The organism is Streptomyces sp. GL_148 (genome assembly GCF_057834205.1).
Window position 1 is genome coordinate 7,132,642 of sequence record NZ_CM174396.1, and the last position, 25,112, is coordinate 7,157,753.

At 72.3% G+C, this 25,112-nt stretch carries 22 protein-coding genes; 12 read left to right on the forward strand and 10 right to left on the reverse strand.

Going from position 1 to position 25,112, the window contains the following annotated elements; all coding sequences use genetic code 11:
* Positions 1 to 34 precede the first annotated feature (34 nt).
* Positions 35 to 1,447, forward strand: a complete 1,413-nt coding sequence (locus AC3IYI_RS32215; RefSeq protein WP_489411751.1) for a nucleobase:cation symporter-2 family protein — start codon at positions 35 to 37, stop codon at positions 1,445 to 1,447.
* Positions 1,448 to 1,819: 372 nt separating this feature from the next.
* On the opposite strand, the gene AC3IYI_RS32220 is transcribed toward AC3IYI_RS32215, so the two are convergent.
* Positions 1,820 to 2,893 (reverse strand): Lrp/AsnC family transcriptional regulator, encoded by a 1,074-nt coding sequence (locus tag AC3IYI_RS32220; RefSeq protein WP_489406974.1) that lies wholly within the window; start codon positions 2,891 to 2,893, stop codon positions 1,820 to 1,822.
* Positions 2,894 to 3,020: 127 nt separating this feature from the next.
* Between AC3IYI_RS32220 and AC3IYI_RS32225 the strand changes: the two genes are divergently transcribed.
* Both AC3IYI_RS32225 and AC3IYI_RS32230 read left to right on the forward strand, forming a co-directional pair.
* Positions 3,021 to 5,045, forward strand: a complete 2,025-nt coding sequence (locus AC3IYI_RS32225; protein ID WP_489406975.1) for an ATP-binding protein — start codon at positions 3,021 to 3,023, stop codon at positions 5,043 to 5,045.
* A gap of 101 nt (positions 5,046 to 5,146) precedes the next feature.
* A complete protein-coding gene (locus tag AC3IYI_RS32230; RefSeq protein ID WP_489406976.1) occupies positions 5,147 to 5,536 on the forward strand; it encodes a VOC family protein in 390 nt (129 codons plus the stop codon).
* Between the two features lie 85 nt (positions 5,537 to 5,621).
* On the opposite strand, the gene AC3IYI_RS32235 is transcribed toward AC3IYI_RS32230, so the two are convergent.
* The 4 genes from AC3IYI_RS32235 to AC3IYI_RS32250 all read right to left on the reverse strand — a co-directional run bounded on the left by AC3IYI_RS32235 (position 5,622) and on the right by AC3IYI_RS32250 (position 9,766).
* A complete protein-coding gene (locus AC3IYI_RS32235; protein WP_489406977.1) occupies positions 5,622 to 6,809 on the reverse strand; it encodes a GDSL-type esterase/lipase family protein in 1,188 nt (395 codons plus the stop codon).
* A gap of 269 nt (positions 6,810 to 7,078) precedes the next feature.
* Positions 7,079 to 8,698, reverse strand: a complete 1,620-nt coding sequence (gene aceB / locus AC3IYI_RS32240) for a malate synthase A (protein ID WP_489406978.1) — start codon at positions 8,696 to 8,698, stop codon at positions 7,079 to 7,081.
* A gap of 250 nt (positions 8,699 to 8,948) precedes the next feature.
* Positions 8,949 to 9,530, reverse strand: coding sequence for a nucleotidyltransferase family protein (locus AC3IYI_RS32245; protein WP_489406979.1), 582 nt, complete (start codon positions 9,528 to 9,530; stop codon positions 8,949 to 8,951).
* A complete protein-coding gene (locus tag AC3IYI_RS32250) occupies positions 9,527 to 9,766 on the reverse strand; it encodes a hypothetical protein (RefSeq protein WP_489406980.1) in 240 nt (79 codons plus the stop codon). Before AC3IYI_RS32250 ends, AC3IYI_RS32245 begins: the two co-directional genes overlap by 4 nt.
* 88 nt (positions 9,767 to 9,854) lie before the next feature.
* Between AC3IYI_RS32250 and yczR the strand changes: the two genes are divergently transcribed.
* A complete protein-coding gene (yczR, locus tag AC3IYI_RS32255) occupies positions 9,855 to 11,351 on the forward strand; it encodes a MocR-like transcription factor YczR (RefSeq protein WP_489406981.1) in 1,497 nt (498 codons plus the stop codon).
* 71 nt (positions 11,352 to 11,422) lie between these two features.
* On the opposite strand, the gene AC3IYI_RS32260 is transcribed toward yczR, so the two are convergent.
* Positions 11,423 to 12,058, reverse strand: coding sequence for a response regulator (locus AC3IYI_RS32260; protein ID WP_243339143.1), 636 nt, complete (start codon positions 12,056 to 12,058; stop codon positions 11,423 to 11,425).
* Complete coding sequence (locus AC3IYI_RS32265) at positions 12,055 to 13,299, reverse strand: sensor histidine kinase (RefSeq protein WP_489406982.1); 1,245 nt, start codon at positions 13,297 to 13,299, stop codon at positions 12,055 to 12,057. The genes AC3IYI_RS32260 and AC3IYI_RS32265 overlap by 4 nt, the downstream gene beginning before the upstream one ends.
* 134 nt (positions 13,300 to 13,433) lie before the next feature.
* Here AC3IYI_RS32265 and AC3IYI_RS32270 point away from each other — a divergent pair, with 134 nt between their 5' ends.
* The gene (locus tag AC3IYI_RS32270) at positions 13,434 to 14,525 is read left to right on the forward strand and encodes an ABC transporter permease (protein ID WP_489406983.1); all 1,092 of its coding nucleotides are present in this window, start codon (positions 13,434 to 13,436) and stop codon (positions 14,523 to 14,525) included.
* Positions 14,522 to 15,214: an ABC transporter ATP-binding protein gene (locus AC3IYI_RS32275; protein WP_489406984.1), complete on the forward strand. Its 693-nt coding sequence runs from the start codon at positions 14,522 to 14,524 to the stop codon at positions 15,212 to 15,214. Before AC3IYI_RS32270 ends, AC3IYI_RS32275 begins: the two co-directional genes overlap by 4 nt.
* Positions 15,215 to 15,292: 78 nt before the next feature.
* Here AC3IYI_RS32275 and AC3IYI_RS32280 read toward each other — a convergent pair whose 3' ends face one another.
* The gene (locus AC3IYI_RS32280; protein ID WP_385367555.1) at positions 15,293 to 16,093 is read right to left on the reverse strand and encodes an IclR family transcriptional regulator; all 801 of its coding nucleotides are present in this window, start codon (positions 16,091 to 16,093) and stop codon (positions 15,293 to 15,295) included.
* A 337-nt stretch (positions 16,094 to 16,430) separates the two neighbouring features.
* Here AC3IYI_RS32280 and allB point away from each other — a divergent pair, with 337 nt between their 5' ends.
* Positions 16,431 to 17,765, forward strand: a complete 1,335-nt coding sequence (allB, locus tag AC3IYI_RS32285) for an allantoinase AllB (RefSeq protein WP_489411752.1) — start codon at positions 16,431 to 16,433, stop codon at positions 17,763 to 17,765.
* 2 nt (positions 17,766 to 17,767) lie between these two features.
* Entirely contained in the window at positions 17,768 to 18,886 is a 1,119-nt protein-coding gene (gene alc, locus AC3IYI_RS32290; RefSeq protein WP_489406985.1) for an allantoicase, read from the forward strand.
* A 128-nt stretch (positions 18,887 to 19,014) separates the two neighbouring features.
* Here alc and AC3IYI_RS32295 read toward each other — a convergent pair whose 3' ends face one another.
* Positions 19,015 to 19,749 (reverse strand): 3-oxoacyl-ACP reductase family protein, encoded by a 735-nt coding sequence (locus AC3IYI_RS32295; protein WP_489406986.1) that lies wholly within the window; start codon positions 19,747 to 19,749, stop codon positions 19,015 to 19,017.
* A 169-nt stretch (positions 19,750 to 19,918) separates the two neighbouring features.
* Between AC3IYI_RS32295 and AC3IYI_RS32300 the strand changes: the two genes are divergently transcribed.
* Positions 19,919 to 20,533, forward strand: a complete 615-nt coding sequence (locus tag AC3IYI_RS32300) for a dihydrofolate reductase family protein (RefSeq protein WP_489406987.1) — start codon at positions 19,919 to 19,921, stop codon at positions 20,531 to 20,533.
* Between the two features lie 174 nt (positions 20,534 to 20,707).
* Complete coding sequence (locus AC3IYI_RS32305) at positions 20,708 to 21,628, forward strand: DMT family transporter (RefSeq protein WP_489406988.1); 921 nt, start codon at positions 20,708 to 20,710, stop codon at positions 21,626 to 21,628.
* Positions 21,629 to 21,824: 196 nt separating this feature from the next.
* On the opposite strand, the gene AC3IYI_RS32310 is transcribed toward AC3IYI_RS32305, so the two are convergent.
* Positions 21,825 to 22,829 (reverse strand): Gfo/Idh/MocA family protein, encoded by a 1,005-nt coding sequence (locus tag AC3IYI_RS32310; RefSeq protein ID WP_489406989.1) that lies wholly within the window; start codon positions 22,827 to 22,829, stop codon positions 21,825 to 21,827.
* A gap of 206 nt (positions 22,830 to 23,035) precedes the next feature.
* Between AC3IYI_RS32310 and AC3IYI_RS32315 the strand changes: the two genes are divergently transcribed.
* Both AC3IYI_RS32315 and AC3IYI_RS32320 read left to right on the forward strand, forming a co-directional pair.
* Positions 23,036 to 24,058, forward strand: coding sequence for a sugar ABC transporter substrate-binding protein (locus AC3IYI_RS32315; RefSeq protein WP_489406990.1), 1,023 nt, complete (start codon positions 23,036 to 23,038; stop codon positions 24,056 to 24,058).
* Positions 24,055 to 25,110 (forward strand): ABC transporter permease, encoded by a 1,056-nt coding sequence (locus AC3IYI_RS32320; protein ID WP_489406991.1) that lies wholly within the window; start codon positions 24,055 to 24,057, stop codon positions 25,108 to 25,110. The genes AC3IYI_RS32315 and AC3IYI_RS32320 overlap by 4 nt, the downstream gene beginning before the upstream one ends.
* Positions 25,111 to 25,112 lie beyond the last annotated feature (2 nt).

Sequence of the window (25,112 nt, forward strand, 5' to 3'; positions counted from 1 at the left end):
CCCTGCCGGCGTGTTAAACAGTTCGGAGGAAGCCGTGGCCCAGGCGCCCAGGTTTCGCAAAGACGCAGACGTAGTCGCAGTACCGCAGGTCGCAGACGACTCAGGGGCGAAGCACCCGGTCGACGAGACCTTGCCCCCGCTGAAGATGTTCACCAGCGGTCTCCAGCACGTGGCCGCCATGTACGCGGGTGTAGTCGCCCCGCCCATGATCGTCGGCCCGGCCGTGGGACTCTCCGCCACCGAGACCGCCTTCCTGATGGGCGCCTCGCTCTTCACCGCAGGGCTCGCCACCCTCCTCCAGACCCTCGGGTTCTGGAAGATCGGCGCCAAACTCCCCTTCGTCAACGGCGTCTCCTTCGCCGGTGTGACCCCGATGATCGCCATCGGAAAGGGCGAGGGCGACAACGCCGTCCCGATCATCTTCGGCGCGATCATCGTCGCCGGAATCCTCGGGTTCTTCGCCGCCCCGTACTTCGGCAAACTGGTCCGGTTCTTCCCGCCGGTCGTCACCGGTACGGTCATCACCCTGATCGGCGTCTCGCTGCTCCCCGTGGCCTTCAACTGGTCGCAGGGCGGGAACAGCACCGCCACCGACTACGGCTCGATGAAGAACATCGCCATGGCCGCCGTCACCCTCGCGATCGTCCTGCTGATGCGCAAGTTCCTGCGCGGCTTCCTCCAGCAGATCTCCATCCTCCTCGGCCTGGTCGCCGGCACGCTCATAGCGCTGCCACTGGGCATGACGAACTTCGACGCCGTACGGAACGCCGATTTCGTCGGCTTCCCGACGCCGTTCCACTTCGGGGCGCCGCAGTTCCAGGTCGCCGCGATCATCTCCATGTGCATCGTGATGCTGGTGTGCATGACCGAGTCCACCGCCGACATCCTCGCCCTGGGCAAGATCGTCGGCCGTCCGGCGGACGCGAAGACCATCGAGGGCGGCCTGCGCGCCGACACCCTGGGCAGTGCGCTCAGCCCGCTGTTCAACGGGTTCATGTGCAGTGCCTTCGCGCAGAACATCGGGCTGGTCGCCATGACCAAAGTCCGCAGCCGGTTCGTCGTCGCGGCCGGCGGCGGCATCCTGATCCTGCTGGGCCTGTGTCCCATCGCCGCCTCCGTCATCGGAGTGGTACCGCTGCCGGTCCTCGGCGGCGCGGGCGTCGTCCTCTTCGGCTCGGTGGCCGCCAGCGGCATCCAGACCCTGGCCGGCGCGGCCATGGAGACGGGCGAGAACGCCCTGATCGTCGCCGCCTCGCTCGGCATCGGCCTGATCCCGATCGCGGCCCCCGGCTTCTACCACGCCTTCCCCGAGGACCTGCTCGTCGTCCTCGACTCCGGCATCAGCACCGGCTGCGTCGTGGCCATCGTGCTGAACCTCGCCTTCAACCACCTCGGTGCCAAGAAGGGATCGGCCTCGGCCGCCCCGGATCCGGTACTGGTGCACTGACCGGGCTGTTCCCGGCCGGTGAGCGCTGACCGGGCTGTTCCCGGTCCGTGCGCGGGATACGGCGGTGCGTACGTCACCCACTGCGGGGTTGGCGTCCGCACCGCCGTACGCGTCTTCGGCGCGGCTGCCCCGCCGGGCGGCGGCGGCGCGTGACGCCGCGGGCAGGCTCCGGCCGAGGTTCCCGGGGCTCCGCCCCGGACCCCGCGCCTCAAACGCCGGCGGGGCTGGAAATCCCCGGACCCCGTGCCTTGCGCGTCGGCGGGGCTGGAAATGCCCCGGACCCCGTGCCTTGCGCGTCGGCGGGGCTGGAAATGCCCCGGACCCCGTGCCTTGCGCGTCGGCGGGGCTGGAAATGCCCTGGGGACCCCGCGCTTACGCGCCGGCGGGGCTGGACATGCCCAGGTCCGGGGCCGACCAGATGTCCGGGGAGACCGTGCGGACGCGGTGGCCGCGGCGGTCCAGTTCCTGGGCTTCGGACTTGCGGACCTGCAGGGCCAACGCCGAGTCCGTGATGCGCAGGCCCGGCAACCTTCGGGTGAGCTCCGCCGTGTAGCGGGAGAGGTCCTCCACCGTGCGCAGCCGGGCGCTGATCATGAAGTTCCAGGGGCCGCTGACGGACATGCAGATACGCGTCTCGCGCAGCCCCGCGGCGACCGCCGCGCAGTCGGCGAGCTCGAACTCGGAGGCCTCCGCCCACAGCGTCGCCGACACCGGCCAGCCCGACAGCCCGGAGGCCAGCGCGCAGCTGTAGCGCAGGCTCTGCCCGCCCTCCAGCCGCGCCAGCCGGCGCCGTACGGTCGACTCGCTCATCCCGAACTCCCGGGCCAGCGAGGCCACGCTGCGCCGCGCGTCCGAGGCCAGGGCCAGGACCAGCGGCCGGTCCTCCTCCTGGAGCGACGCCACCGCCGGCCGGTCCGGGGCGCCGGAAGCCGCCGGCCGCCGGGTCCGTCGGGTCAGCAGGCCGATCTGGGCCGGGGTCAGCTGGTCCAGGCGCCAGCGGTCGGGGGCGTAGTGCACCGCCGTCACCATCGAGGTACGGGTGCCGATCACGCCGGGGATCCGCTGCACCCGGGAGGACAGGTAGGAGTACAGCGTCGGCAGGTCGGGTACGGCCACGAAGACGAGCAGGTCCCGGCCCCCGGTGGTGTGCTCGACCCCCAGGGCGTGCGGATCCGCCACGAGCACGTCCCCCACCGAAGGCGAGGTGCCCGCGGTGCACGTGACCTCCACCCACGCCATGCAGGGCTTCGTGACGCCGGTGCGCAGCCCGAGTCCGCTCAGCCACGCCTCGCCGGACCCGGTGAGCCGCTCCCAGCGGCGCGCCAGGGTGTCCGGGCGCGCGCCGAGGACCGGACCCAGCAGCTCCCAGCTCGCACGGGGTGCGAGCTGGAGTGCGTGGACCAGTGCCCGGTCCGTGTCGTCGATGGCGGAAATGGCCGAGTTCATACCCTCCCCTTGGTGGTTCTCCCGGTCGGTGACGGGACAACGGGATTATGAGCCGATCATCTCTCTTTGCGCGTTCAACTGTTGACCACATGACGGTGCGCACGTGTCGGACGTAGCAGGAGGATGTGTGGCGGAGGCCGGCGCGGGCGTGCGGCAGGCGGTGCCCGCCGAACTGTCGAGCTTCATCGGGCGGGAGCGGGAGCTCACCGCCCTCGCGTCCCTGCTCGCCACCGAACGCCTGGTCACGCTCACCGGACCGGCCGGCATCGGCAAGACCCGGCTCGCCGTGCGCACCGTCCGCACCCTGGGCGAAAGGGACGGCCTGGACGCCGTCTGGGCGGAGCTCGGGGCCCTGCCCGAGCAGTGCTGGGGCCGTCTCGGAGCGGAGCTCGCGGACCGCCTCGCGGGGCGTGAGGCGCTGCTCGTGCTCGACGGCTGCGAACAGCTCGGGGAGGCCGGCGCGGAGCTCGCGGCCGGGCTGCTGCGCCGCCTGCCGGGGCTGCGCATTCTGGCCACGTCGCAGCGGCGACTGCGGCTCGCCGGGGAAGTGGTGCTCCCCGTACCGCCGCTGTCGGTGCCGACCGCACCCTCCGTGCCACCGCTGCCCGCGGCGCCGTCGGGCCTGCCGGGGCATGCCGCGGCCGACCCCGCCCGGCGGTTCCCGGTGGCCGACGTCGCCGGCTACGCGGCCGTACGGCTCTTCGAGGAGCGGGCGCGCGGCGCCGACCCCTTCTTCGAGCTGACCGACCGCAACGCGGGCGCCGTGGCCGCGCTGTGCCGGGCGCTCGACGGCATCCCCGGCGCACTGGAGCTCGCGGCGGGGCGCTCGCACCAGTACGCGCCCGCGCAGGCGCTCCGCAGACTCGGCTCCGACCCGCTGGGCTTCCTCGCCGGCGGCGCCGGCCGCAGCACCCGGGTCGACGCCGAACGCTCGCTGCGGCTGGCCTCGCCCGCCGAACGGCTGCTCTGGGAGCGGCTCTCCGTCTTCGCGGGCTCCTTCGACAGGGCGGCCGTCGCCGAGGTGTGCGGCTTCGGGGCGCTCACCCCGGACACCGCCGTCGAGGCCCTGCTCCGGCTGGCCCCCGGCCTGCTCGCGGACGCCGGTCAGGGCCGCTACCGGCTGCCCCTGTCCGTACGGGCGTACGCGGCCCGGCGGCTCGCGCACGGACCTGCCGGGGACGGCGCGACGACGGCCCGGCGCCATCGCGAGCGCTGCCGGGTGGTGGCGGAGCGGGCCGCGCAGCTGTGGCGCGCCGGCGCGCAGCGGGAAGCGCGCGCCCTCGCCCTGCGGGAACTGCCCGAGCTGCGCGCGGCGATGAATCCGCTCGCCGCCGGGGGGCCGGGCGCGGCCCTGGAGATCGCGGTGTCCCTGTGGTTCCTGTGGACCGCGTGCGGGATGGCGGCGGAGGGGCGCAGGCACGTGGAACGGGCCCTGGCCGTACACCCCGCGCCCCGGCCCGCCCGGGCGCTGTGGCTCGCGGCGTGGCTGGTCGCCGCCTTCGGCGAGGCGGACGGCGCCGACCCCCTGCTGGTGGAGGCGTGGACCGAGGCCGTGCACGAGGGGGAGGACGCCTGCCTGGCGTACCTCGCGCACCTGCGCGGCACGATCGCGCTGTGGGAGGACCGGTACGAGGACGCCGCGGCGGAGTACCGGGAGGGCCTGGAACTCCTGCCGGCGGATCCCGGGTTCGGACCCGGCCGCGAAGCCCTGCGGGCCGCGCACACCCTGGCGGCGGCCCGTACGGACCCGGCCTCTGTCCCGGTCGAGGACGCCCCGCCGGACGGCCCGGCCGATCTGTGGGCCCACTCCTGGGTGAGCCACGCCCATGCCCTGGTCCAGCGCCACGAAGGGCGTCCGGCACTGGCCCGTACCGAACTGCTGAGCGCGCTGCGGACCCAGTTCGCACTGGACGACACGCTCGGGCAGGCCTTCTCCGTGGAACTCCTCGCCGAACTGGAGGCGGACCAGGGCCGCTACGCCGAGGCCGCCCGCCTCCTCGGCGCCGTCTCCCGCACCCGCCCGTACGCGGCCGCGGCCCCCCGCGTCCAGCACACGGTCCGCACCCGCCTCACCCCGCAGGCCTTCCGCGCGGCCTACACCTCCGGCGCCCGGACACCCCTGCGCGAACTGCTGCCGGAACTGCCGGCCTGACTCCGCGGTCGGGACGATCGCCCCATTTCCCGGTCGACGGCCGCCGGGCCCGGGGGGAACATGGGAGCAGGGGACGTGTGCGACGGATCGAGGGAGTGGTCATGTTTGCGGACAGCAAGGCCTTCAGCGGCTTCTCGGTCGACGACCTCGGGAAGGCGAAGGAGTTCTACGGTGGCACGCTCGGGCTCCGCGTCACCGAGGAAGAGGACATGCCGCACCTGCAGCTGCACCTCGCGGGCGGCAGCAAGGTGCTGGTCTATCCGAAGGAGAACCACGAGCCCGCGAGCTTCACGGTTCTCAATTTCCCCGTCGACGACATCGACAAGGCGGTCGACGAACTCGCCGCGCGAGGCGTCCGTTTCGAGCGCTACGAAGAGTTCGAGGCCGACGACAGGGGCATTGTCCGCCACGCCGAGCGCGGAACGCCGGACATCGCCTGGTTCAAGGACCCGGCGGGCAACGTCCTGTCCGTCCTCAACGAGTCCCCGTAGTACCGCACCCCGCCGCGGCGAGGCCGGAAGGACCAGGCCGCGGCGGATCAGTACTACGGAGCTGCGGAGCTGCGGAGCTACGGGGCTACGGGGCCGGCGTCAGGTACATCCCGCTCTGGTCGGCCCCGGCGGTGTTCTTGCAGCCGAAGCCGCTGCCCGCCGGCTGTGCCACGACCAGCGCCAGGCAGCGCCCGGCCGCGAGCTGCCCGAAGTAGTTCGGGTGCATGGACTCCTGGACCAGCCCCTGCGTCTCGCTGCTGTCGATCCAGCGGGCCCACTCGCTGGTCTTCGCCGAGGCCGGCGCCGCCGTGGTCACCTGCATGCTCGCCTTCGCGCACACCTCGCGCCCCTGCATCATGTCCTTCAGGTCCAGGAACTGCGCGCCCTTCGCCGCGGCCACCGCCTTGAGCCGCCCGGCGAGCTGCGGCACGAGCGAGTCCCGCGCCCAGTCGGAGTCCCTGTTCCAGAAGGGACACCCGCCGGTGTTGAGCCGGCTCCAGTCGCTCTGGGTGTACCGGTTCTCCGCGCCGCGCGGGATCGGTGACGGGTAGGACTGCAGCACGATCCGGTACGAGGAGTCGGCGTACCCGGCGCCGCGCATGACGGCCCGCACCTCGTCGACGGACTTGCCGACGTTGGCCATGACCCCGTCGATCTTCTGGTCCACGTCCCACTGCTGATCGTCGTAGCAGTAGGAGTTCCAGAGCACGAAGTCGTACGCGCACTCCTTGATGATGTCGGCGAAGCCGAGGTCGTTGCCGCCGATGGACAGCGCGATGACCTTCACGTCGTGGCTCGCGGCCACGGCGGCGAGCTGATCGGCCTGCGGGGCCTCGCCCTTGTAGGCGACGCCTCCGTTGGAGGCGCGGAACACGTTCTGCGAGACCGCCCCGGAGCAGGCCAGGTTGATCGCGACGTCGGCGATGGCCCCGGCGCTCTTCACCTCGGCGGAGCCCGACCGGTGGCAGCCGCCGGCGGTGGCCCCGTAGACCTTGCCGGGGTCGTAGCTGCTGCCGCTCACCCAGGCCCGGTCCGTCCCGGTCCGATTCCCGCTGTTGGTCAGGCTGTTGCCCTTCCAGCGTCCGGCCTCCCCGGAGATGTAGCTGTCGCCGAGGGAGACCACGGCCGTGGGCCCGCTGCCCGGCTCGGCCACGGCCGTCCCGGACCCTCCGGCGACCAGGGCCCCGGCGCCGAGTGCTGCCGCCATCCCGATCCCGGCCAGTCGTCGCACTCGACGGGCCCGGTCCATGCTGTCGCTGCGCAATCCGATCACTGCGGAACTCCTGCGGTCGGCCATGCGCATACCGGGACAACTCCGGCGCATGGCGCGGTAAGTGGGGGTTACCTCCGGCCGGTGGCAATCGGAAAGGTGCCATCCCGCGCGTTGTTACCGCTAGGTACATGCAAGTTACGAACAAGTAACAACCGATCGGTCGTTCGGCGGGAACCTTTCGGACGCACGACAGCGCCCCCGGAGCCGGAAGGCTCCGAGGGCGCTGTCGTGGTTTCGGCTGCTGTGCGATTCAGCCGAAGACGGGGGTGTCAGCCGGTGAGCTGGTCGTACGCGGGAAGGGTGAGGAAGTCCGCGTAGTCCGCATCCAGGGAGACCTGGAGGAGGAGGTCGTGGGCCTGCTGCCACTTGCCGGAGGTGAAGGCCTCCTCGCCGACCTCGGCGCGGATCGCGGAGAGTTCGGCGGCCGCGACCTCGCGGGCCAGGTCGGCGGTGGCGAGCTTGCCGTTCTCGAAGACCACGCCGGCGTTGATCCACTGCCAGATCTGCGAGCGCGAGATCTCGGCGGTGGCGGCGTCCTCCATCAGGCCGAAGATGCCGACGGCGCCGAGGCCGCGCAGCCACGCCTCGATGTAGCGGATGCCGACCTGGACGGCGTTGCGCAGGCCGTCGTACGTGGGCTTCGCGTCCAGGGAGTCGATCGCGATGAGCTCGCCGGCCGCGACGGAGACGTCCTCGCGGAGGCGGTCCTTCTGGTTGGGCTTCTCGCCCAGGACGGCGTCGAAGGAGGCCATCGCGATCGGGACCAGGTCGGGGTGGGCAACCCAGGAGCCGTCGAAGCCGTCGCCGGCCTCGCGGTCCTTGTCGGCCTTGACCTTCTCGAAGGCGACCTTGTTGACCTCGGCGTCCTTGCGGGACGGGATGAAGGCCGCCATGCCGCCGATGGCGTGCGCGCCGCGCTTGTGGCAGGTCTTGACCAGCAGCTCGGTGTACGCCCGCATGAAGGGCGCCGTCATCGTCACCGCGTTGCGGTCCGGCAGGACGAACTTCTCGCCGCCGTCACGGAAGTTCTTGACGATGGAGAAGAGGTAGTCCCAGCGGCCGGCGTTCAGGCCCGCCGCGTGGTCGCGCAGCTCGAAGAGGATCTCGTCCATCTCGTACGCGGCCGTGATCGTTTCGATCAGGACGGTCGCGCGGACGGTGCCCTGCGGGATGCCGACGTAGTCCTGGGCGAAGGCGAAGATCTCGTTCCAGAGGCGCGCCTCCAGGTGGGACTCGGTCTTCGGCAGGTAGAAGTACGGGCCCTTGCCGAGCGCGATGAGGCGCTTGGCGTTGTGGAAGAAGTACAGGCCGAAGTCCACGAGCGAGCCGGAGGCCGGGCCGCCCTCGAACTGCAGGTGGCGCTCCTGCAGGTGCCAGCCGCGGGGGCGCATCACGACGGTGGCGAGCTCCTCGGCGGGCTTGAGGGCGTACGCCTTGCCCGTGCGGGCGTCGGTGAAGTCGATGCGGCGCTCGTAGGCGTCGATCAGGTTGAGCTGGCCGAGGACCACGTTCTCCCAGGTGGGAGCCGAGGCGTCCTCGAAGTCGGCGAGCCAGACCTTGGCGCCCGAGTTCAGGGCGTTGATGGTCATCTTGCGGTCGGTGGGACCGGTGATCTCCACACGGCGGTCGTTCAGCGCGGCCGGGGCCGGCGCCACCTTCCAGTCGCCCTCGCGGACCTGTGCGGTGTCCGGGAGGAAGTCGAGGGTGGAAGTACGGGCGATCTCGGCGCGGCGCACGGAGCGGCGGGCGAGGAGCTCGGCACGGCGCGGGGCGAACCGGCGGTGGAGCTCGGCCACGAAGGCGAGAGCCGCTTCCGTGAGTACCTCGTCCTGCCGGGGCAGGGGCTCGGCGTCGACGATGGCCAGCGATGACGGCGCTGGTGCGGACATATCTGTCACTCCTTCAGCGGCGGTGCCTGGCGGCCGCGGGGAATGCTCGCGCTGGACGGCACGCAGTGCCGTCGGGTGTGGAGAGTTCCGAATACGGTCGCGGGCGCCGTCTGGGGGTTCAGGGCGCTTCTGACCAGTGGATAGTAATTTCCTCATGGTGGAAGTTCAATGGTTTGTTGATGTCGAGATTCTCTGAGTCGACAGATTCCGCTTCGCCGTGGCCCTCAGTGCCATGGCAGTCACAGCCCGCTCAGGTCAGTCGTGCCAGGTCGGGAGGGGTGTCGATGTCGAAGGCCTCCGCGATGTCACCGCACTCGACCAGCGTGAGTTCATCCGAGTGCGCCGAGAGGTGCACCCGCGCGCCCTTGTCGCCCGTGGCCGTCGCCACGATGTCCGGCCAGCGGTCCGCCCCGAAGAGCACCGGGTGCCCGCGCTCGCCGTCGTACGCCGCCGCCACCAGGCTCGCCGGGGAGCGGTAGGCGGCCCGGACCCGGGCCACCGCCTCCGGGCCGATGCCCGGCTGGTCCACCAGGGAGACCAGGGCCGCGCGGGCGCCCGTACCGGCCAGCGAGGCGAGGCCGATCCGCAGGGAGGAACCCATGCCCTCGGCCCAGTCCGGGTTGTCGGTCACCACGCAGCCGCTCAGGTCGGCGCGCTCGCGCACCTCGGCCGCGGAGGCGCCGAGCACCACGTGCAGCGGGCCGCAGCCCGCCTCGCGCAGGACCCGTACGGCGTTCTCCACCAGCGGGCGGCCCCGGTAGGTGAGCAGGGCCTTCGGACGGCCGCCGAGGCGGCGGCCGCCGCCGGCCGCGAGGAGCAGGCCGGCGATCACCGGGGGAGCGGATTGGTCGGCTGCCGCCGCGGGGTGCTGCTGCCGGTGCTCGTGCTGCTGGTGCCGGTGCTCGGCTGGTGCGCTGCTGTGGGGTGACATGTCACCGATTCTCGCTCGCGCCGCAGGAGGCGCCGTACGGCCGCCAGCGCCGCCCCCGCGCGCAGGGGCTCGGCGATCCGGTTCTCGGCGGCGGTGAGCAGGTCCCGTTCGTCACGGTCGGTCAACCTCGTCAACATTGCGGCTTCTCCTTGCCAATCTGCGGCCAATGCAGCGAGTCTGGACCTTGATTGGCCTGGCAGGCAGAGCCAATCAGGGGAGGTTGGCATGGCAAACGGGCGAGTGGTCCACACGGCGGACAGAATGATCGGCAGCCGCCAGCTCGCGGCCCTGCTTCCGGCGGAGGTACTGGCCCGCCCCGGCTACCGGGCCCTGGCCGACGCCGTCCGCACCCTGATCCTCGACGGCCGGATCGCCCTGCACGTGCGCCTGCCCGCCGAACGCGAGCTCGCCGAGGCGGTCGGCGCCAGCCGGGCCACCGTCACCGGCGCCTACGACCTCCTGCGCGAGAGCGGCTACGTCCGCAGCCGCCGCGGTTCCGGGACCTGGACCGAGCTCCCCGAAGGCCACCGCCCGGTCGGCGCGCACTCCATCGTCGGCGCCGGCGGCTACAGCGCCGACGGCGACCCCGGCATCGACCTCGCCATCGCCGCCATGGGCGCCCCCGAGGACAGCCTCACCGACGCGGTGGCCTGGGCCGCGCCCAGGCTCCCGGCCTTCGCCCGGAGCCCCGGCTACCACCCCTTCGGGCTGCCCGAGCTGCGGACGGCCATCGCCGAGCGGTTCACCCGGCGGGGGCTGGCGACCCGCCCGGAGCAGATCCTCGTCACGTCGGGCGCGCAGCAGGCGTTCGCGCTGGTGGTGAGCCTGCTGTGCCGGCCCGGGGACCGGGTGATGACCGAGAACCCGACCTACGCCAACGCCCTGGACGCCCTGCGGCACGCGCGGCTGCGCACCGGGTCGATCGCCGTCTCCGACGCGGGCTGGGACCTGGAGATCGCCGAGTCCGCGCTGCGCCAGACCGTGCCGAGGCTCGCCTACGTGATCCCCGACTTCCACAACCCGACGGGCGCGCTGATGCCGGAGGAGCAGCGGCTGCGGCTGCTGGCGGCGACCCGGCGGACCGGGACCTGGCTGGTGGTCGACGAGACCATCGCCGACATCGCGCTCGACGTGCCGGCGCCCGCCCCGCTGGCCTCGCTCGCGCCGAAGGGCGGGGCCGGCGGAGCCGATCACGTGATGACCATCGGCTCGCTGAGCAAGACGCACTGGGGCGGGCTGCGGGTCGGATGGATCCGGGCCACCGCCAAGATGATCACGGAGCTCACGGCGGTACGGGTGGCGGCCGACATGACCGGCTCGGTCCTGGACCAGCTGGTGGCGCTGCCGCTGCTGGAGGGGCTGGAGCGGACGCTGCCCGCCCGGCTGGAGCGGCTGCGCGGGCAGCGGGCGGCGCTGATCGCCTCGCTGGAGCGGCACACGCCGGAGTGGTCCTGGCAGGTGCCGCCCGGCGGGCTCTCGCTCTGGGTGGACCTGGGGGAGCCCGTCAGCTCCGCGCTGGCCGACCGGGCGGCGGCGGCCGGGGTCAACATCGGGCGGGGCGCACGGTTCGGGGTGGACCCCGGAACCTTCGAGCACCGGCTGAGGATCCCGTACACGCTGCCGGCGGAGCGGCTGGACGAGGGCGTACGGAGGCTGGCGGAGGCCTTCCACGGGGGCGTGCCGCTGCCTTCGGCGGTGGAGCGGCCGTACTGGGTGGCGTAGCCGGCGCCGGCCCCCCAGACCCCGGTCCTCAAACGCCGGACGGGCTGGATTTGGCCGCGGGCTGGATTTGGCTACGGCGTTCGGATCAGGCGGCGGGTTGCCGCCGTGGCTACGGCCGAGGTGCGGGAGTCGACGCCCAGTTTTGCGTAGATGTGGACCAGGTGGGATTTGACGGTGGCCTGGCTGAGGAAGAGCTGTTTGGAGATCTGCTGGTTCGACAGGCCGTCCGCGACCAGCTGGAGGACCTCCAGCTCACGCTTGGTCAGGGCCTCCGCCGGTGTCCGCATGCGGTCCATCAGGCGTAGGGCCACCGCCGGGGCCAGGGCCGACTGGCCGGCCGCCGCGGTGCGGACGGCCGCCGCCAGCTCCTCCGGCGGGGCGTCCTTGAGGAGGTAGCCCGAGGCGCCCGCCTCCACCGCCGCCAGGATGTCCGCGTCCGTGTCGTACGTGGTCAGCACCAGCACCCGGGGGGACGGGGACCCGGCCGTGATCAGGGCCGTGGCCGCCGAGCCGTGCATGCCGCCGCCGGGGCCGAACTGGAGGTCCATCAGGACCACGTCGACCCCGGCGGAGCCGGCCAGCTCCACCGCCCGTTCCGCCGTCGCCGCCTCCGCCACCACCTCGAAGTCCGGCTCCGTGTCCAGCACCGCGCGCAGCCCGGCCCGGACCACCGGGTGGTCGTCGGCGAGGAGCAGCCGGATCGTCATGACAGGGCCTCCGCGGGCAGGGGAAGGGTGACGGCCACGGCGGTGCCCTGGCCCGGGGCGGACTCGACCGTGAACAGGCCGCTCAGGGTCTCGGCCCGCGAGCGCATTGCCGGCAGGCCGAAGCCGCCCCCGTCCGAGGGGGCGGAGGAGGCCGCGCAGGGGTCGAAGCCCCTGCCGTCGTCGACGATGTCCAGGGTCACCGAGGAGTCCATGAAGGTCAGGGTGATCTCGGCGCGCCCGGCCTCCGCGTGCCGCACCACATTGGCCAGAGCCGACTGCGCGATCCGCAGCAGCGCCACCTCGTAGGGCGTGGGGAGGGAGCGGGGGGTGCCGCTCAGGGAGAAACGGACCCGCGGGCCCGGCGCCCCCGAGCACAGCCGTTCCAGTGCGGCCGGCAGCGACCCGTGCTCCAGGTCCGGAGGCGTGAGGGCCCGTACGAAGCGCCGTGCCTCGGCGAGGTTCTCCTGGGCGGCCTCCCGGGCCCGGCCGATGTGCGGGAGGGCCGCCGAGCCCTCGGGCAGGCTGCGCTCCGCGGCCCGTAGGAGCAGCTGGATGGAGGACAGGCCCTGGGCGAGGGTGTCGTGGATCTCCCGGGCCAGGCGTTCCCGCTCCGCCAGGATCCCGGCGCTCCGCTCGGCCGCGGCCAGCTCGGCCCGGGTGGTGATGAGCTCCTCGATCAGCTCGCGGCGCCGCTCGCTCTCCCGGTACAGCGCCTGGTAGCCCAGTACGGTCGCCACCGCCACGGCGCCGCCCAGCAGCGGCCCGAGGAAGGCCCCCGGGGTCACCGCGCCACTGTGTGCGAGGAAGCCGGCGATCGCCGCGCACGCGGTCACCGCGACGGCCGCCACGCCCCAGCGCAGCCGCAGCAGGTGCAGCTCCAGGAAGTACAGCGGGAAGGCGATCCACAGCCCGTCGGGGGAGACCACGAGCAGCGCGGCCCAGGCAGCGCCCAGCGCGGCCAGCCACACCGCCCCGGCGCGCGCCGAGCTGTGCACCGCGGGGGTCCGTACGCCCGCGACGTACACGGCGGCCAGTACCGCGCAGGCCGCGACCACCCAGCCCGCGCGCGGTGCGGAGTCGGCGACGGCCCGCCCGGCCGCGAGGGCGAGCAGGCCGAAGAGCAGGGCGTGCAGGCACAGCCGCAGGACGCGGGAGACGGGGGTGAGGGTGCGGGCGCCGGGGGCACCGGGCGCGGGGGGCGGGGGGAGGGCGGCCGCGGGGGGCGGGAGGTGAGCAGTCATGGCCTGACCAGCGTAAGTCCGGGTCCGGGGGCCCCGGTCAACCAAAGGATTGATGTCTTGGTGCGCCCTTCGATACGAGGATCTCTACTGTGGCGCGATGCCTTGTGTCCACGCGGAAGACCAAGGTGGGGAACATGTTCGTCGCATGGAGAGATCTACGGTTCGCCAAGGGCCGCTTCGCCCTGATGGGCTCGGTCGTACTGCTGATCACGCTGCTGGTCGGCCTGTTGTCCGGGCTCACCGCAGGCCTGGCCCGGGAGAACATCTCGGCCATCACCGGCCTGCCCGCCACCACCCGCCTCGCGTTCGCCGCGCCCTCCGGGGACCAGAAGGTCTCCTTCACCAACTCCCAGGTGCCCGAGAAGGCCTGGCTGGCCTGGCGGGAACAGCCGGGGGTGACGTCGGCGCAGCCGCTGGGCATCCGCACCACGAATGTCGTCTCGGGTGAGCGCACTGCGGCCGTGTCCCTCTTCGGCGTGGATCCGGCGGGATCCCTCGCGCCCCGGGGGAGCGGGCTGACCCAGGGACAGGTGGTCCTCACGGAGAAGGCTGCCAAGGAGCTCGGCGGGCTGACCGCGGGAGGCAAGCTCAGGGTCGGCCAGGTCGAGATGACCGTCGCCGCGGTCTCCGCCGCCGCCGCCTACAGCCACACCCCGGTCGTCTGGATGGACCTCAACGACTGGCAGCGCGTCGGGAACCCCGGCACCTCCATCGACACCCTCGCCACCGTCGTCGCCCTCGACGGGACGGGCGGCGTCGACTGGGCGGCCGGGGACGAGGCCACCGGCACGCAGGCGCAGACCGTCGACGAGGCACTGACCGCGATCGGCTCGTACACCTCCGAGAACGGCTCCCTGCAGCTGATGCGCGGGTTCCTCTTCGCCATCTCGGCCCTGGTCATAGGAGCCTTCTTCACGGTGTGGACCATCCAGCGCAGCGGGGACATCGCCGTGCTGAAGGCACTGGGTGCCTCCACCCCGTACCTCCTCAAGGACGCCCTCGGGCAGGCCGTGGTGATGCTGGCGCTCGGCACCGGTGCCGGCACCGCGCTCGCGGCCGGCTTCGGAGCGCTGATCAGCGGCGGTGACGTGCCCTTCGTGCTCGACGCCGCCACCGTGCTGGTGCCGGCGGCCGTCATGATCGCGCTTGGCGCGCTCGGCGCCGCCCTGTCCATCCGGCGGATCACCGCCGTAGACCCCCTGACCGCTCTCGGGAGCGCCCGATGACCCTGCTCGTGCACGACGTCACGCTCACCTACCCGGACGGCGACGGCCGCCTCACCGCACTGGACGCGGTCGGTCTGGAGGTGCCGGCCGGCACCTTGACGGCGGTGGTCGGTCCCTCCGGTTCCGGGAAGTCCAGCCTGCTGGCGGTGGCCGCCACCCTCGTCACGCCCGATGCCGGACGGGTGGTCGTGGCCGGGCAGGACACCTCGGTGCTCGGCGCGGGCGAGAAGTCGGCGCTGCGCCGGGAGAAGATCGGCATCGTCTTCCAGCAGCCGAACCTGCTGGCCTCGCTCACCGCCGCCGAACAGCTCCAGGTGATGGCCCATCTCTCCGGCCGGCCCGCGCGGGCCCTGCGCCGGCGGGCCCTGGAGCTGCTGGACGCGGTGGGACTGGCCGACAAGGCCGACAAGCGGCCGCACCAGCTCTCCGGGGGGCAGCGCCAGCGGATCAACATCGCCCGCGCCCTGATGAACGAGCCCGCCGTGCTGCTGGTCGACGAGCCCACCAGCGCCCTCGACCACGAGCGCGGCGCCGCGATCCTGGACCTGCTGGTCACCCTCACCCGGGAGCGCTCCACGGCCACCGTGCTGGTCACCCACGACCACGCGCACCTGGAGCGGATGGACGCCACGGCGACGATGACCGACGGCCGCCTGTCGCAGGGTGCGCGGTCCGTTCCGGCCGCGTAGGGCCTACGGGAAAGGCCCCGGCCCCCTTCGAAGGGGGCCGGGGCCTTTCCCGTACGCAGGTCCGCGTACGGGGGTCGGCTACGCCGGGTTCTGGCTCTGCAGGGCCACCGACAGCTCGGCCGCGACGCCCTGGAGGATCGGCACGAAGGACTCGGCCACCGCCTCGGTCACCCGGCCGGCCGGGCCGGAGATGGAGATCGCGGCGGCGGTCGGCGAGTTCGGCACGGAGACCGCGAGGCAGCGGACTCCTATTTCCTGCTCGTTGTCGTCGACCGCGTAGCCCACCCGGCGGACGACCTCCAGGGCCTCCAGGAAGCCCTCGGGCGTCGTGATGGTCTTCTCGGTCGCGGCGGGCATCCCGGTGCGCGAGAGCAGGGCCCTGACCTCGTCCGCGGGGGTGTAGGCGAGCAGCGCCTTGCCCACGCCCGTGGAGTGCGGCAGCACGCGGCGGCCGACTTCGGTGAACATGCGCATGGAGTGCTTGGACGGCACCTGGGCGACGTAGACGATCTCGTCTCCGTCGAGCAGGGCCATGTTGGCGGTCTCGCCGGTCTCCTCCACCAGGCGCGCCAGGTAGGGGCGGGCCCAGGTGCCCAGCAGCCGCGACGCGGACTCGCCGAGGCGGATCAGCCGGGGTCCGAGGGAGTACCGTCGGTTGGGCTGCTGCCGGACGTAGCCGCACGCCACGAGGGTGCGCATGAGGCGATGGATGGTGGGCAGCGGCAGACCGCTGGCGGCGGAGAGCTCGCTGAGGCCGACTTCGCCCCCGGCATCGGCCATGCGTTCGAGCAGATCGAAGGCGCGCTCAAGGGACTGGACGCCACCGCTGGCGGTGGGCTTGGTGGAGGCGTCGGTGGTGCTGGCGCTGGACGTCGGCACGGGCGCGGTCCTTTCGGTGCTGGCAGGCAAGCAAGCAGCCTACCGGTCGGTCTGCGTCGGCCCTAGAGCCGGGGCAATGCCGTCCTCGCCGGTCAGAGGCGGTTTGTCCTGGTGGTGGACGTCCTCGGGAAGTTGCCCGTCCGGTTCCCGGTGGCGGTAGCTACATTCTGCATAGCGAAATCTTAATTCCATCCTGTGGAAACCTCCAATTGCGATACGCCGCCGTCAGTGGTCCGTCCGGGCGCTCTTGACTGGTTCCGGATCGACGGGAAGACTCCGTCAACAGAACGTTGAATTTCGCTCTGTGGAAGTAGATGGGGAGGTTCCGGTGTCCGACCTGGCTGTGGAACTGGTACTGCGCTCGACGCGCGTCATCACCCCCGAGGGGACGCGTGCCGCTTCGGTGGCCGTCGCCGGCGGGAAGATCGCGGCCGTGCTGCCGTACGAGGCCGACGTACCGGCCGGGGCCCGGCTGGAGGACTTCGGCGACGACGTGCTCCTCCCCGGCCTGGTCGACACCCACGTCCACGTGAACGACCCCGGTCGTACCGAGTGGGAAGGCTTCTGGACGGCCACCCGCGCCGCCGCGGCCGGTGGCATCACCACCATCCTCGACATGCCTCTCAACTCGCTGCCGCCGACCACGACCACGGCCAACCTGGTGGTCAAGCAGGACGTGGCGCGGACCAAGGCGCACGTGGACGTCGGCTTCTGGGGCGGTGCGCTGCCGGACAACGTCAAGGACCTGCGTCCGCTGCACGACTCCGGAGTCTTCGGCTTCAAGTGCTTCCTGTCGCCCTCCGGCGTCGACGAGTTCCCCCTCCTCGACCAGGAGCAGCTGGCCGCCTCGCTCGCCGAGATCACCGGCTTCGGCGGCCTGCTGATCGTGCACGCCGAGGACCCGCACCACCTGGAGTCCGCGCCGCAGAACCCGGGCCCCAAGTACGCCGACTTCCTGGCCTCCCGCCCTCAGGACGCCGAGAACACCGCGATCCAGAACCTGATCGACCAGGCGAAGCGACTGAACGCGCGCGTCCACGTCCTGCACCTGTCGTCCGCCTCCGCGCTGCCGCTGATCGCCGCGGCCAAGGCCGAGGGCGTGCAGATCACGGTCGAGTCCTGCCCGCACTTCCTCACCCTGACGGCCGAGGAAGTCCCGGACGGCGCCACCGAGTTCAAGTGCTGCCCGCCCATCCGCGAGTCCGCCAACCAGGACGTCCTGTGGGACGCGCTCGCCGACGGCACGATCGACTGCATCGTCTCCGACCACTCGCCCTCCACCGCGGACCTCAAGACCGGCGACTTCGCCACCGCGTGGGGCGGCATCTCCTCCCTCCAGCTCGGCCTGCCGGCCATCTGGACCGAGGCGAAGAAGCGCGGCCGCACCCTCGAGGACGTCGTCCGCTGGATGTCCGCCGCCCCGGCCGCCCTCGCCGGTCTGGCGAGCAAGGGCGCGATCGAGGCCGGCCGCGACGCCGACTTCGCCGTCCTGGCCCCCGAAGAGACCTTCACCGTGGACCCCGCGGAACTGCACCACCGCAACCAGGTCACGGCGTACGCGGGCAAGACCCTGCACGGCGTCGTGAAGTCCACCTGGCTGCGCGGAGCGCAGATCGCCGACCACGGCACCCCGTCCGAGCCCACCGGCCGACTCCTTGAAAGGCAGAACTGACAGTGGCGATTGAATCCTTCACCGGCAACGCGAACCCGTACGGAGGCGGCGACCCGTACGCGGACTACCGCAGCGCGGACTTCCCGTTCACCCAGTACGCGAACCTCGCCGCCCGTGAGCTCGGCGCCGGTGTCATCGAGGCCAACGACGAGTTCTTCGCGCAGCGCGAGAACCTGCTGATCTCCGAGGCCGCGCACTTCGACCCCGAGGACTTCGGCCACAAGGGCAAGGTCATGGACGGCTGGGAGACCCGCCGTCGCCGCGGCATCTCCGCCACCCAGCCCTGGCCGACCCCCGAGGACCACGACTGGGCGCTCGTCCGCCTGGGCGCCCCCGGCGTCATCCGCGGCATCGTCGTCGACACCGCGCACTTCCGCGGCAACATGCCGCAGGCCGTCTCTGTCGAGGCCACCAACTGGGAAGGCGCCCTCGCGCCGACCCCGGCGGAGCTCCAGGGCGACGACATCAAGTGGACGACCATCGTCGCCCGCACCCCCGTCGGCGGCCACGCGGCCAACGGCTTCGTGGTGGACGCCCGGGCGCGCTTCACGCACCTGCGCGTCAACCAGCACCCCGACGGCGGCATCGCCCGCCTGCGCGTCTACGGCGAGGTCGTGCCCGACCCCAAGTGGCTCGCGGCGCTCGGCTCCTTCGACGTGGTGGCCCTGGAGAACGGCGGCTCCGTCCAGGACGCCTCCAACCGCTTCTACTCCCCGCCGACCAACACCATCAACCCGGGCCGCTCCCGCAAGATGGACGACGGCTGGGAGACCGCCCGTCGCCGCGACAACGGCAACGACTGGATCCGCTACCAGCTCGTCGCCGAGTCCGAGATCCGCGCCGTCGAGATCGACACCGCGTACCTCAAGGGCAACTCGGCCGGCTGGGCCTCGCTGTCCGTCAAGACGGGCGAGGAGGGCGAGTGGACGGAGTTCCTGCCGCGCACCCGTCTGCAGCCCGACACCAACCACCGCTTCGTGCTCGACGCCCCGGCGGTCGGCACGCACGTGCGCATCGACATCTTCCCGGACGGCGGCTTCTCCCGCCTGCGCCTCTTCGGTGCGCTGACGGAGGCCGGCACCGCCGCGCACACCGCCCGACACCAGGAGCTGGGCGGCTGACGCCACCCTCGTGACCGCCCCGGGGGCCGACACTCCCGGGGCATGCTCGAACACCCCGCAGGGGCGCACCGTTTCGACGGCGCGCCCCTGCGGGCTTTCCGGCGAGTGCGGGCCGCTGCCCCGACGGCCTACGCCGCGTGGCCGCCGTCCACCGAGAACTCGGCGCCCGTGACGTATGCGGAGTCCGGGCCCGCGAGGAAGGACACCATGGCGGCCACCTCCTCCGGGGTGCCGAAGCGGCCCAGGGCCGTCATGGCCGCCTGCGGGGCGGCGTAGGGGCCGCCGGCCGGGTTCATGTCGGTGTCCACCGGGCCCGGGTGGACCAGGTTCGCGGTGATCCCGCGCTCGCCGAGTTCCCGGGCGAGGGCCTTGGTCAGACCGCTCAGCGCGGCCTTGCTCATCGCGTACAGCGTGCCGCCCGGACCCGGGACCCGCTGCGCGATGCAGCTGCCGATGGTGATGATCCGCCCGCCCCGGCCCAGCACTCCGGCCGCCGCCCGGGAGGCCAGGAAGGTGCCCCGTACGTTGACGGAGAGGAGCCGGTCGATGTCCGCGAGGGCGAGCCCCTCCAGCGGGCCGAGCACGCCCACCCCCGCGTTGTTCACCAGGACGTCGAGCCGCCCCAGGCCCCGTACGGCCTCCGCCACCGCGCCGGCGGCCCGCTCGGCGTCCCCCGAGTCGGCACGCAGGGCGAGGCCCCGCCGACCGAGCGCCTCGATCTTGCCGACCACCTCGGCGGCCGCTGCGGCGTCGCTGACGTAGGTGATCGCGACGTCGGCTCCGTCCTGCGCCAGCCGCAGCGCGACCGCCGCGCCGATTCCCCTGCTGCCACCCGTCACCAGGGCCACTGCGTTGCCGTTCATGGTGTTCCTCCGCGTTGGTTGGTTGCGAGTTCAATGAAATCGCCCGGAAGTCGACGGCGCTGGCAGGAAATGGACATCGCGTTCGCGCGCGCCGGACCGATGAGTCCGGGGCGGCCCGGGAGTCTGAACCCGTGACAGTCGACGTACCGGAGCCAAGGAGCGCAGAACCATGGGAAAGCTGACCCTCACCACCTTTCTGACCCTCGACGGTGTGATGCAGGCGCCCGGAGGGCCGGACGAGGACCCCAGCGGCGGGTTCGCGTACGGCGGGTGGCTCGTGCCCTTCGCCGACGAGGGCATGGGGGAGTTCGTCACCGAGGTGTTCGACCGGGCCGCGGCCTTCCTGCTCGGGCGCCGGACCTACGAGATCTTCGCCGCGTACTGGCCGCAGCACGACGACCCCGCCGACCCGGTCGCGAGCAAGCTCAACCGGCTGCCCAAGTACGTGGCCTCGACCACGCTCAAGGAGCCGGCCTGGGGCCCCGCCACCGTGATCGACGGGGAGCAGCTGCAGAGCGAGGTCGTACGGGTCAAGGACGCGACCGAGGGGGAGCTGCAAGTGCACGGCAGCGGCGCGCTCGCGCAGTGGCTGCTGGCGCGGGACCTGGTGGACGAGCTGAACCTGCTGGTCTTCCCGGTCTTCCTGGGCGGCGGACGGCGGCTGTTCCCGACGGGCGGGCTGCCGACGGCCTTCGAGCTGAAGGACTCCCGCACCACCTCGGCCGGCACGGCCATCCACACCTACCGGCCGAAGGGGCGCGCCGCGTTCGGCAGCTTCGGCTGACACCGGGCCCCTGGCCTGCGGTTCCGTAGGACTGCGTGCCTTCGGGCCTGCGGGCGGGGGGCGGGGTCCGGGGGCATCAAAAGGCTCGACCGGCCGATCATGCTCGGGTAGCTTGAGCTCTCCCCCCGTGCGAGCCGCCGAAGTCTCCACCTGCCTTCTGCCGTTGGAGAACCGGTGTCCACCATCGCCGCCCCCGCCCCCGCTCCCGCCGCCGCGCCCCGCAGGGCCTGGCTCGCCGATCTGCCGGTCCTGCTCGTCGCCGTCGTCTGGGGCGGCAGCTACCTCGCGGCCAAGGGCGTCACCACCACGCACACCGTGATCGCGGTGCTCGTCCTGCGCTTCGCGCTGGTCCTGCCCGTCCTCGCCGTCGCCGGCCGTCGCCGGCTGCGCGCACTGACCCCCGCCCAACTGCGCGGCGCCGGAGTGCTGGGACTCGTACTCGGCGGAATCTTCCTGCTGGAGACCTACGGGGTCGTCCACACGTCCGCCACCAACGCCGGGCTCATCATCAGCCTGACCATGATCTTCACCCCGCTCGCCGAGTCCGCCGTCCGCCGCGAGGCCCCCTCGCCCGCCTTCCTCGGCGCCGCGGCCGTCTCCGTCAGCGGAGTCGTCCTGCTCACCCAGGGGGCGGGCTTCACCACCCCGAGCCTCGGCGACCTCCTCATCCTCGGCGCGGCGCTCGCGCGGACGGCGCACGTCCTGCTCATGGCCCGGATCAAGGCCGTGCAGGAGGCGGACTCGCTCTCCCTAACCACCGTCCAGCTCGGGACCGCGGTCGCCGTGTTCGCCGTACTGGCCCTGCTGCCCGGCACCGGCGCGAGCCCCTGGGCGGCCGCCGCCGACTTCGGCGCGGCCGAGTGGGCCGGGCTCGCCTTCCTCTCCGTCTTCTGCACCCTGTTCGCCTTCTTCGTCCAGATGTGGGCCGTCCGCCGCACCTCGCCCTCCCGCGTCAGCCTGCTGCTCGGCACCGAACCCCTGTGGGCCGCGGCGGCGGGCATCGCCATCGGCGGCGAGCGGCTCGGCGCGGCCGGTTTCGCGGGGGTCGCACTGGTGCTCGCGGGTACCGCCTGGGGGCGGCGCGCGGCCGGCTGAGCAGATTGACCCAAAGCCGCTCGGGTCAGGTCAACTCCCGGTCTAGGGTGGCCACATGCCGGTTGTGGACCTCAGTGCGATCGTCGAAGACATCAACGAGAACCCGTATCCCCGCTCCGCGCGCCCGCGTGCGCAGGGTCCCGTCCACCGCGTGAAGGCGGCGGACGGGCGGGCGGAAGCAGGCGGCTGGCGGACCTCAGAGATCGGCGAGCTCCGCCAGCGCGACCGGGCGCCGCTCCCGCCGCGAGAGCTCGCAGGCCTCCGCCACCCGGAACGCGGCGAGCGCCTCGACGCCGTCGCACGGATTGGGGCCCTCGCCCCGCACCAGCCGGACGAAGGCCGCCAGCTCGGCCTCGTAGGCGGGAGCGAAGCGTTCCAGGAAGCCCGGCCAGGGCTTGGTCGCCGGGGGCGGTCCGTGCGGTTCGGTCGAGGCGATCGGCGTACGGTCGTCCAGCCCGGTGGAGACCTGGTCCAGCTCCCCGGCCAGTTCCATCCGTACGTCGTACCCGGCGCCATTGCACCGCGTACCGGTACTGGAGACCAGTGTCCCGTCGTCCAGGGTGAGGACGGCGGACGCCGTGTCGATGTCACCCGCCTCCCGGAACGCCGCAGGCCCCGCGTCCGACCCCGTCGCGTACACCTCGCTCACCTCGCGCCCGGTCACCCAGCGGACCATGTCGAAGTCGTGCACCAGGCAGTCCCGGTACAGCCCGCCCGAGGTCCGCAGGTACTCCGCGCCCGGCGGCGAGGGATCCGCGGTCGTGGTCCGTACGGTGTGCAGCCGGCCCAGGGCTCCGGAGCGGACCAGCTCGCGCGCCGTCGTATAGCCCGCGTCGAAGCGGCGCATGAACCCGAGCTGGAGCACCCCGCCGGCCGAGGCCACCTCGCGCAGCACCGTCAGGGTGCGGTCCAGGTCCGGGGCGACCGGCTTCTCGCAGAACACCGGCAGCCCGCCGCGGACGGCCCGTACGACGAGGTCCGCGTGCCCCTCGGTGGCGCAGGACACCACCAGCGCGTCCACGCCCCAGGTGAAGATCTGCTCGACGGTGGGCGCGGCGGTGGCCCCGAGCCGGTCGGCGAGGCGCGCCGCCCGCGCGGGGTCGGCGTCGGCGAGCAGGAGCGAGCTCGCGTCCGCCTGGCGGGCCAGTGCGGACGCGTGGAAGGAACCGATCCGGCCCGTTCCGATCAGCCCGATGCGCATGCACTCAACGTGACCCCGTCCGGGGGAGCTGTCAATCTGTCCCGCTGTGTCCGGCACGGTCCGCAATAGCCCCGATGACCTTGCATGGTGCACTGTGACGGATACTGGGCGGCTGCGGCTTGAAACAAATGACCGTTTCGGCGACCGGGTACCGCGGCGGGACAGCGCTCGCGGAACGGCCCGACAAGCGAAAGGCACGGGCAGACGTGGCTAGGGTTCGGACAGGGGTACGCCTCGTGGGCGCGGTGCTCGCGGCGGTACTGGGTGCCACCACCCTCGTGGGCTGCAGCAGTACGGGCGGCAAGCGCGCCGAGGACCGCGCGAAGGCCGAGGCGGCGGGCCGGCCCGCCGTTTCCACCCCGCGCTGGACCTTCGCGATGGTCACCCACGCGGGAGACGGCGACACCTTCTGGGACATCGTGCAGAAGGGCGCCAAGGAGGCCGCGGCGAAGGACAACATCAACTTCGTCTACGCCCACGACGACCAGGCGCAGCAGCAGGCCCAGTTCGTCCAGAACGCCATCGACCAGAAGGTCGACGGGCTGATCGTCTCCCTGGCCAAGCCCGAGGCGCTCAAGGACGTCCTGGCCAAGGCCGTCAAGGCCGGCATCCCGGTGATCACGGTCAACTCCGGATCCGCCCAGTCCGCCGAGTACGGTGCGCTCACCCACATCGGCCAGGACGAGGAGATCGCCGGCGAGGCGGTCGGCACCGAGCTGGGCAAGCGCGGCCGCAAGAAGGCCGTCTGCGTCCTGCACGAGCAGGGCAACGTGGGCCACGAGCAGCGCTGCGCCGGAGCGAAGAAGACCTTCGGCGAGTCCGGCGGGACCATGGAGAACCTGTACGTCGAGGGCACCAACATGCCGTCCGTCCAGGCCGCCCTCCAGGCCAAGCTCCAGGCCGACCCCTCCGTCGACGCGATCCTCACGCTCGGCGCCCCCTTCGCCCCCACGGCCGTCAAGGCCAAGGACGCGGCGGGCAGCAAGGCCGAGGTCGACACCTTCGACCTGAACGCCTCCGTCGCCCGCGACCTGAAGTCCGGCGCCCTCGGATTCGCCGTCGACCAGCAGCCCTACCTCCAGGGGTACGAGGCCGTCGACCTGCTCTGGCTCTACCGCTACAACGCGGACGTGCTCGGCGGCGGCCGGCCGGTGCTCACCGGACCGCAGATCGTCACGGGGGCCGAGGCCACCACCCTGGAGAAGTTCATCAACCGGGGCAGCCGATGACCACCACCACCCGGACCCCGGCTCCCGCCCCCGCCCCGCGCGACGAGCGGCTCGCACCCACCTCGCTGCTGCGCCGCCTGCTCGGCCGGCCGGAGCTCGGCGCGGTGGTCGGCGCGGCGGCCGTCTTCGTCTTCTTCTCCTTCGCCGCCGACAGCTTCCTGCGGGCCTCCAGCCTGAGCACGGTCCTGTACTCGGCCTCCACCATCGGCATCATGGCCGTCCCGGTGGCCCTGCTCATGATCGGCGGCGAGTTCGACCTGTCCGCCGGGGTCATGGTCACCTCGTCGGCGCTGCTCAGCTCGATGTTCAGCTACCAGATGACCGCCAACGTCTGGGTGGGCGTCCTCGTATCGCTGCTGGTCACCCTGGGGATCGGGTTCTTCAACGGGTTCATGCTGACCCGCACGAAACTGCCCAGCTTCATCATCACGCTCGGCACCTTCCTGATGCTGACCGGCCTGAACCTCGGCTTCACCAAGCTGATCAGCGGCTCGGTCTCCACCAAGACCATCGCCGACATGGAGGGCTTCTCCTCCGCCCGCGCGCTCTTCGCCTCGCAGTGGACCTTCGGCTCGGTCACCCTCAAGGTCACCATCCTGTGGTGGCTGCTCCTGGTCGCCGTGGCCACCTGGATCCTGCTGCGCACCCGCGCCGGGAACTGGATCTTCGCCGTCGGCGGCGGCGCGGACGCGGCCCGCGCGACCGGCGTGCCGGTCGTGAAGACCCGCATCGGCCTGTACATGGGCGTCGCGCTGTGCGCCTGGATCTCCGGGCAGCACATCCTCTTCTCGTTCGACGTGGTCCAGTCGGGCGAGGGCGTGGGCAACGAATTCCTCTACATCATCGCGGCCGTCATCGGCGGCTGTCTGATGACCGGCGGCTACGGCTCGGCCATCGGCTCCGCCGTGGGCGCCTTCATCTTCGGCATGACCAGCAACGGCATCGTGTACGCCCAGTGGAACCCGGACTGGTTCAAGTTCTTCCTCGGCGCGATGCTCCTGCTGGCCACGCTGCTCAACGCATGGGTCCGCAAGCGGGCGGAGGCGAAGTGACG

Bases quoted from the DNA above. Each gene is read 5' to 3' on its own strand.
- AC3IYI_RS32270 (WP_489406983.1), top strand. From the start codon at position 13,434: ATGTTCGTCGCATGGAGAGATCTACGGTTCGCCAAGGGCCGCTTCGCC.
- AC3IYI_RS32310 (WP_489406989.1), bottom strand. From the start codon at position 22,829: ATGCGCATCGGGCTGATCGGAACGGGCCGGATCGGTTCCTTCCACGCG.
- AC3IYI_RS32260 (WP_243339143.1), bottom strand. From the start codon at position 12,058: ATGACGATCCGGCTGCTCCTCGCCGACGACCACCCGGTGGTCCGGGCC.
- AC3IYI_RS32230 (WP_489406976.1), top strand. From the start codon at position 5,147: ATGTTTGCGGACAGCAAGGCCTTCAGCGGCTTCTCGGTCGACGACCTC.
- AC3IYI_RS32275 (WP_489406984.1), top strand. From the start codon at position 14,522: ATGACCCTGCTCGTGCACGACGTCACGCTCACCTACCCGGACGGCGAC.
- yczR (WP_489406981.1), top strand. From the start codon at position 9,855: ATGGCAAACGGGCGAGTGGTCCACACGGCGGACAGAATGATCGGCAGC.
- AC3IYI_RS32300 (WP_489406987.1), top strand. From the start codon at position 19,919: ATGGGAAAGCTGACCCTCACCACCTTTCTGACCCTCGACGGTGTGATG.
- aceB (WP_489406978.1), bottom strand. From the start codon at position 8,698: ATGTCCGCACCAGCGCCGTCATCGCTGGCCATCGTCGACGCCGAGCCC.
- AC3IYI_RS32295 (WP_489406986.1), bottom strand. From the start codon at position 19,749: ATGAACGGCAACGCAGTGGCCCTGGTGACGGGTGGCAGCAGGGGAATC.
- AC3IYI_RS32220 (WP_489406974.1), bottom strand. From the start codon at position 2,893: ATGAACTCGGCCATTTCCGCCATCGACGACACGGACCGGGCACTGGTC.
- AC3IYI_RS32250 (WP_489406980.1), bottom strand. From the start codon at position 9,766: ATGTTGACGAGGTTGACCGACCGTGACGAACGGGACCTGCTCACCGCC.
- AC3IYI_RS32320 (WP_489406991.1), top strand. From the start codon at position 24,055: ATGACCACCACCACCCGGACCCCGGCTCCCGCCCCCGCCCCGCGCGAC.
- AC3IYI_RS32265 (WP_489406982.1), bottom strand. From the start codon at position 13,299: ATGACTGCTCACCTCCCGCCCCCCGCGGCCGCCCTCCCCCCGCCCCCC.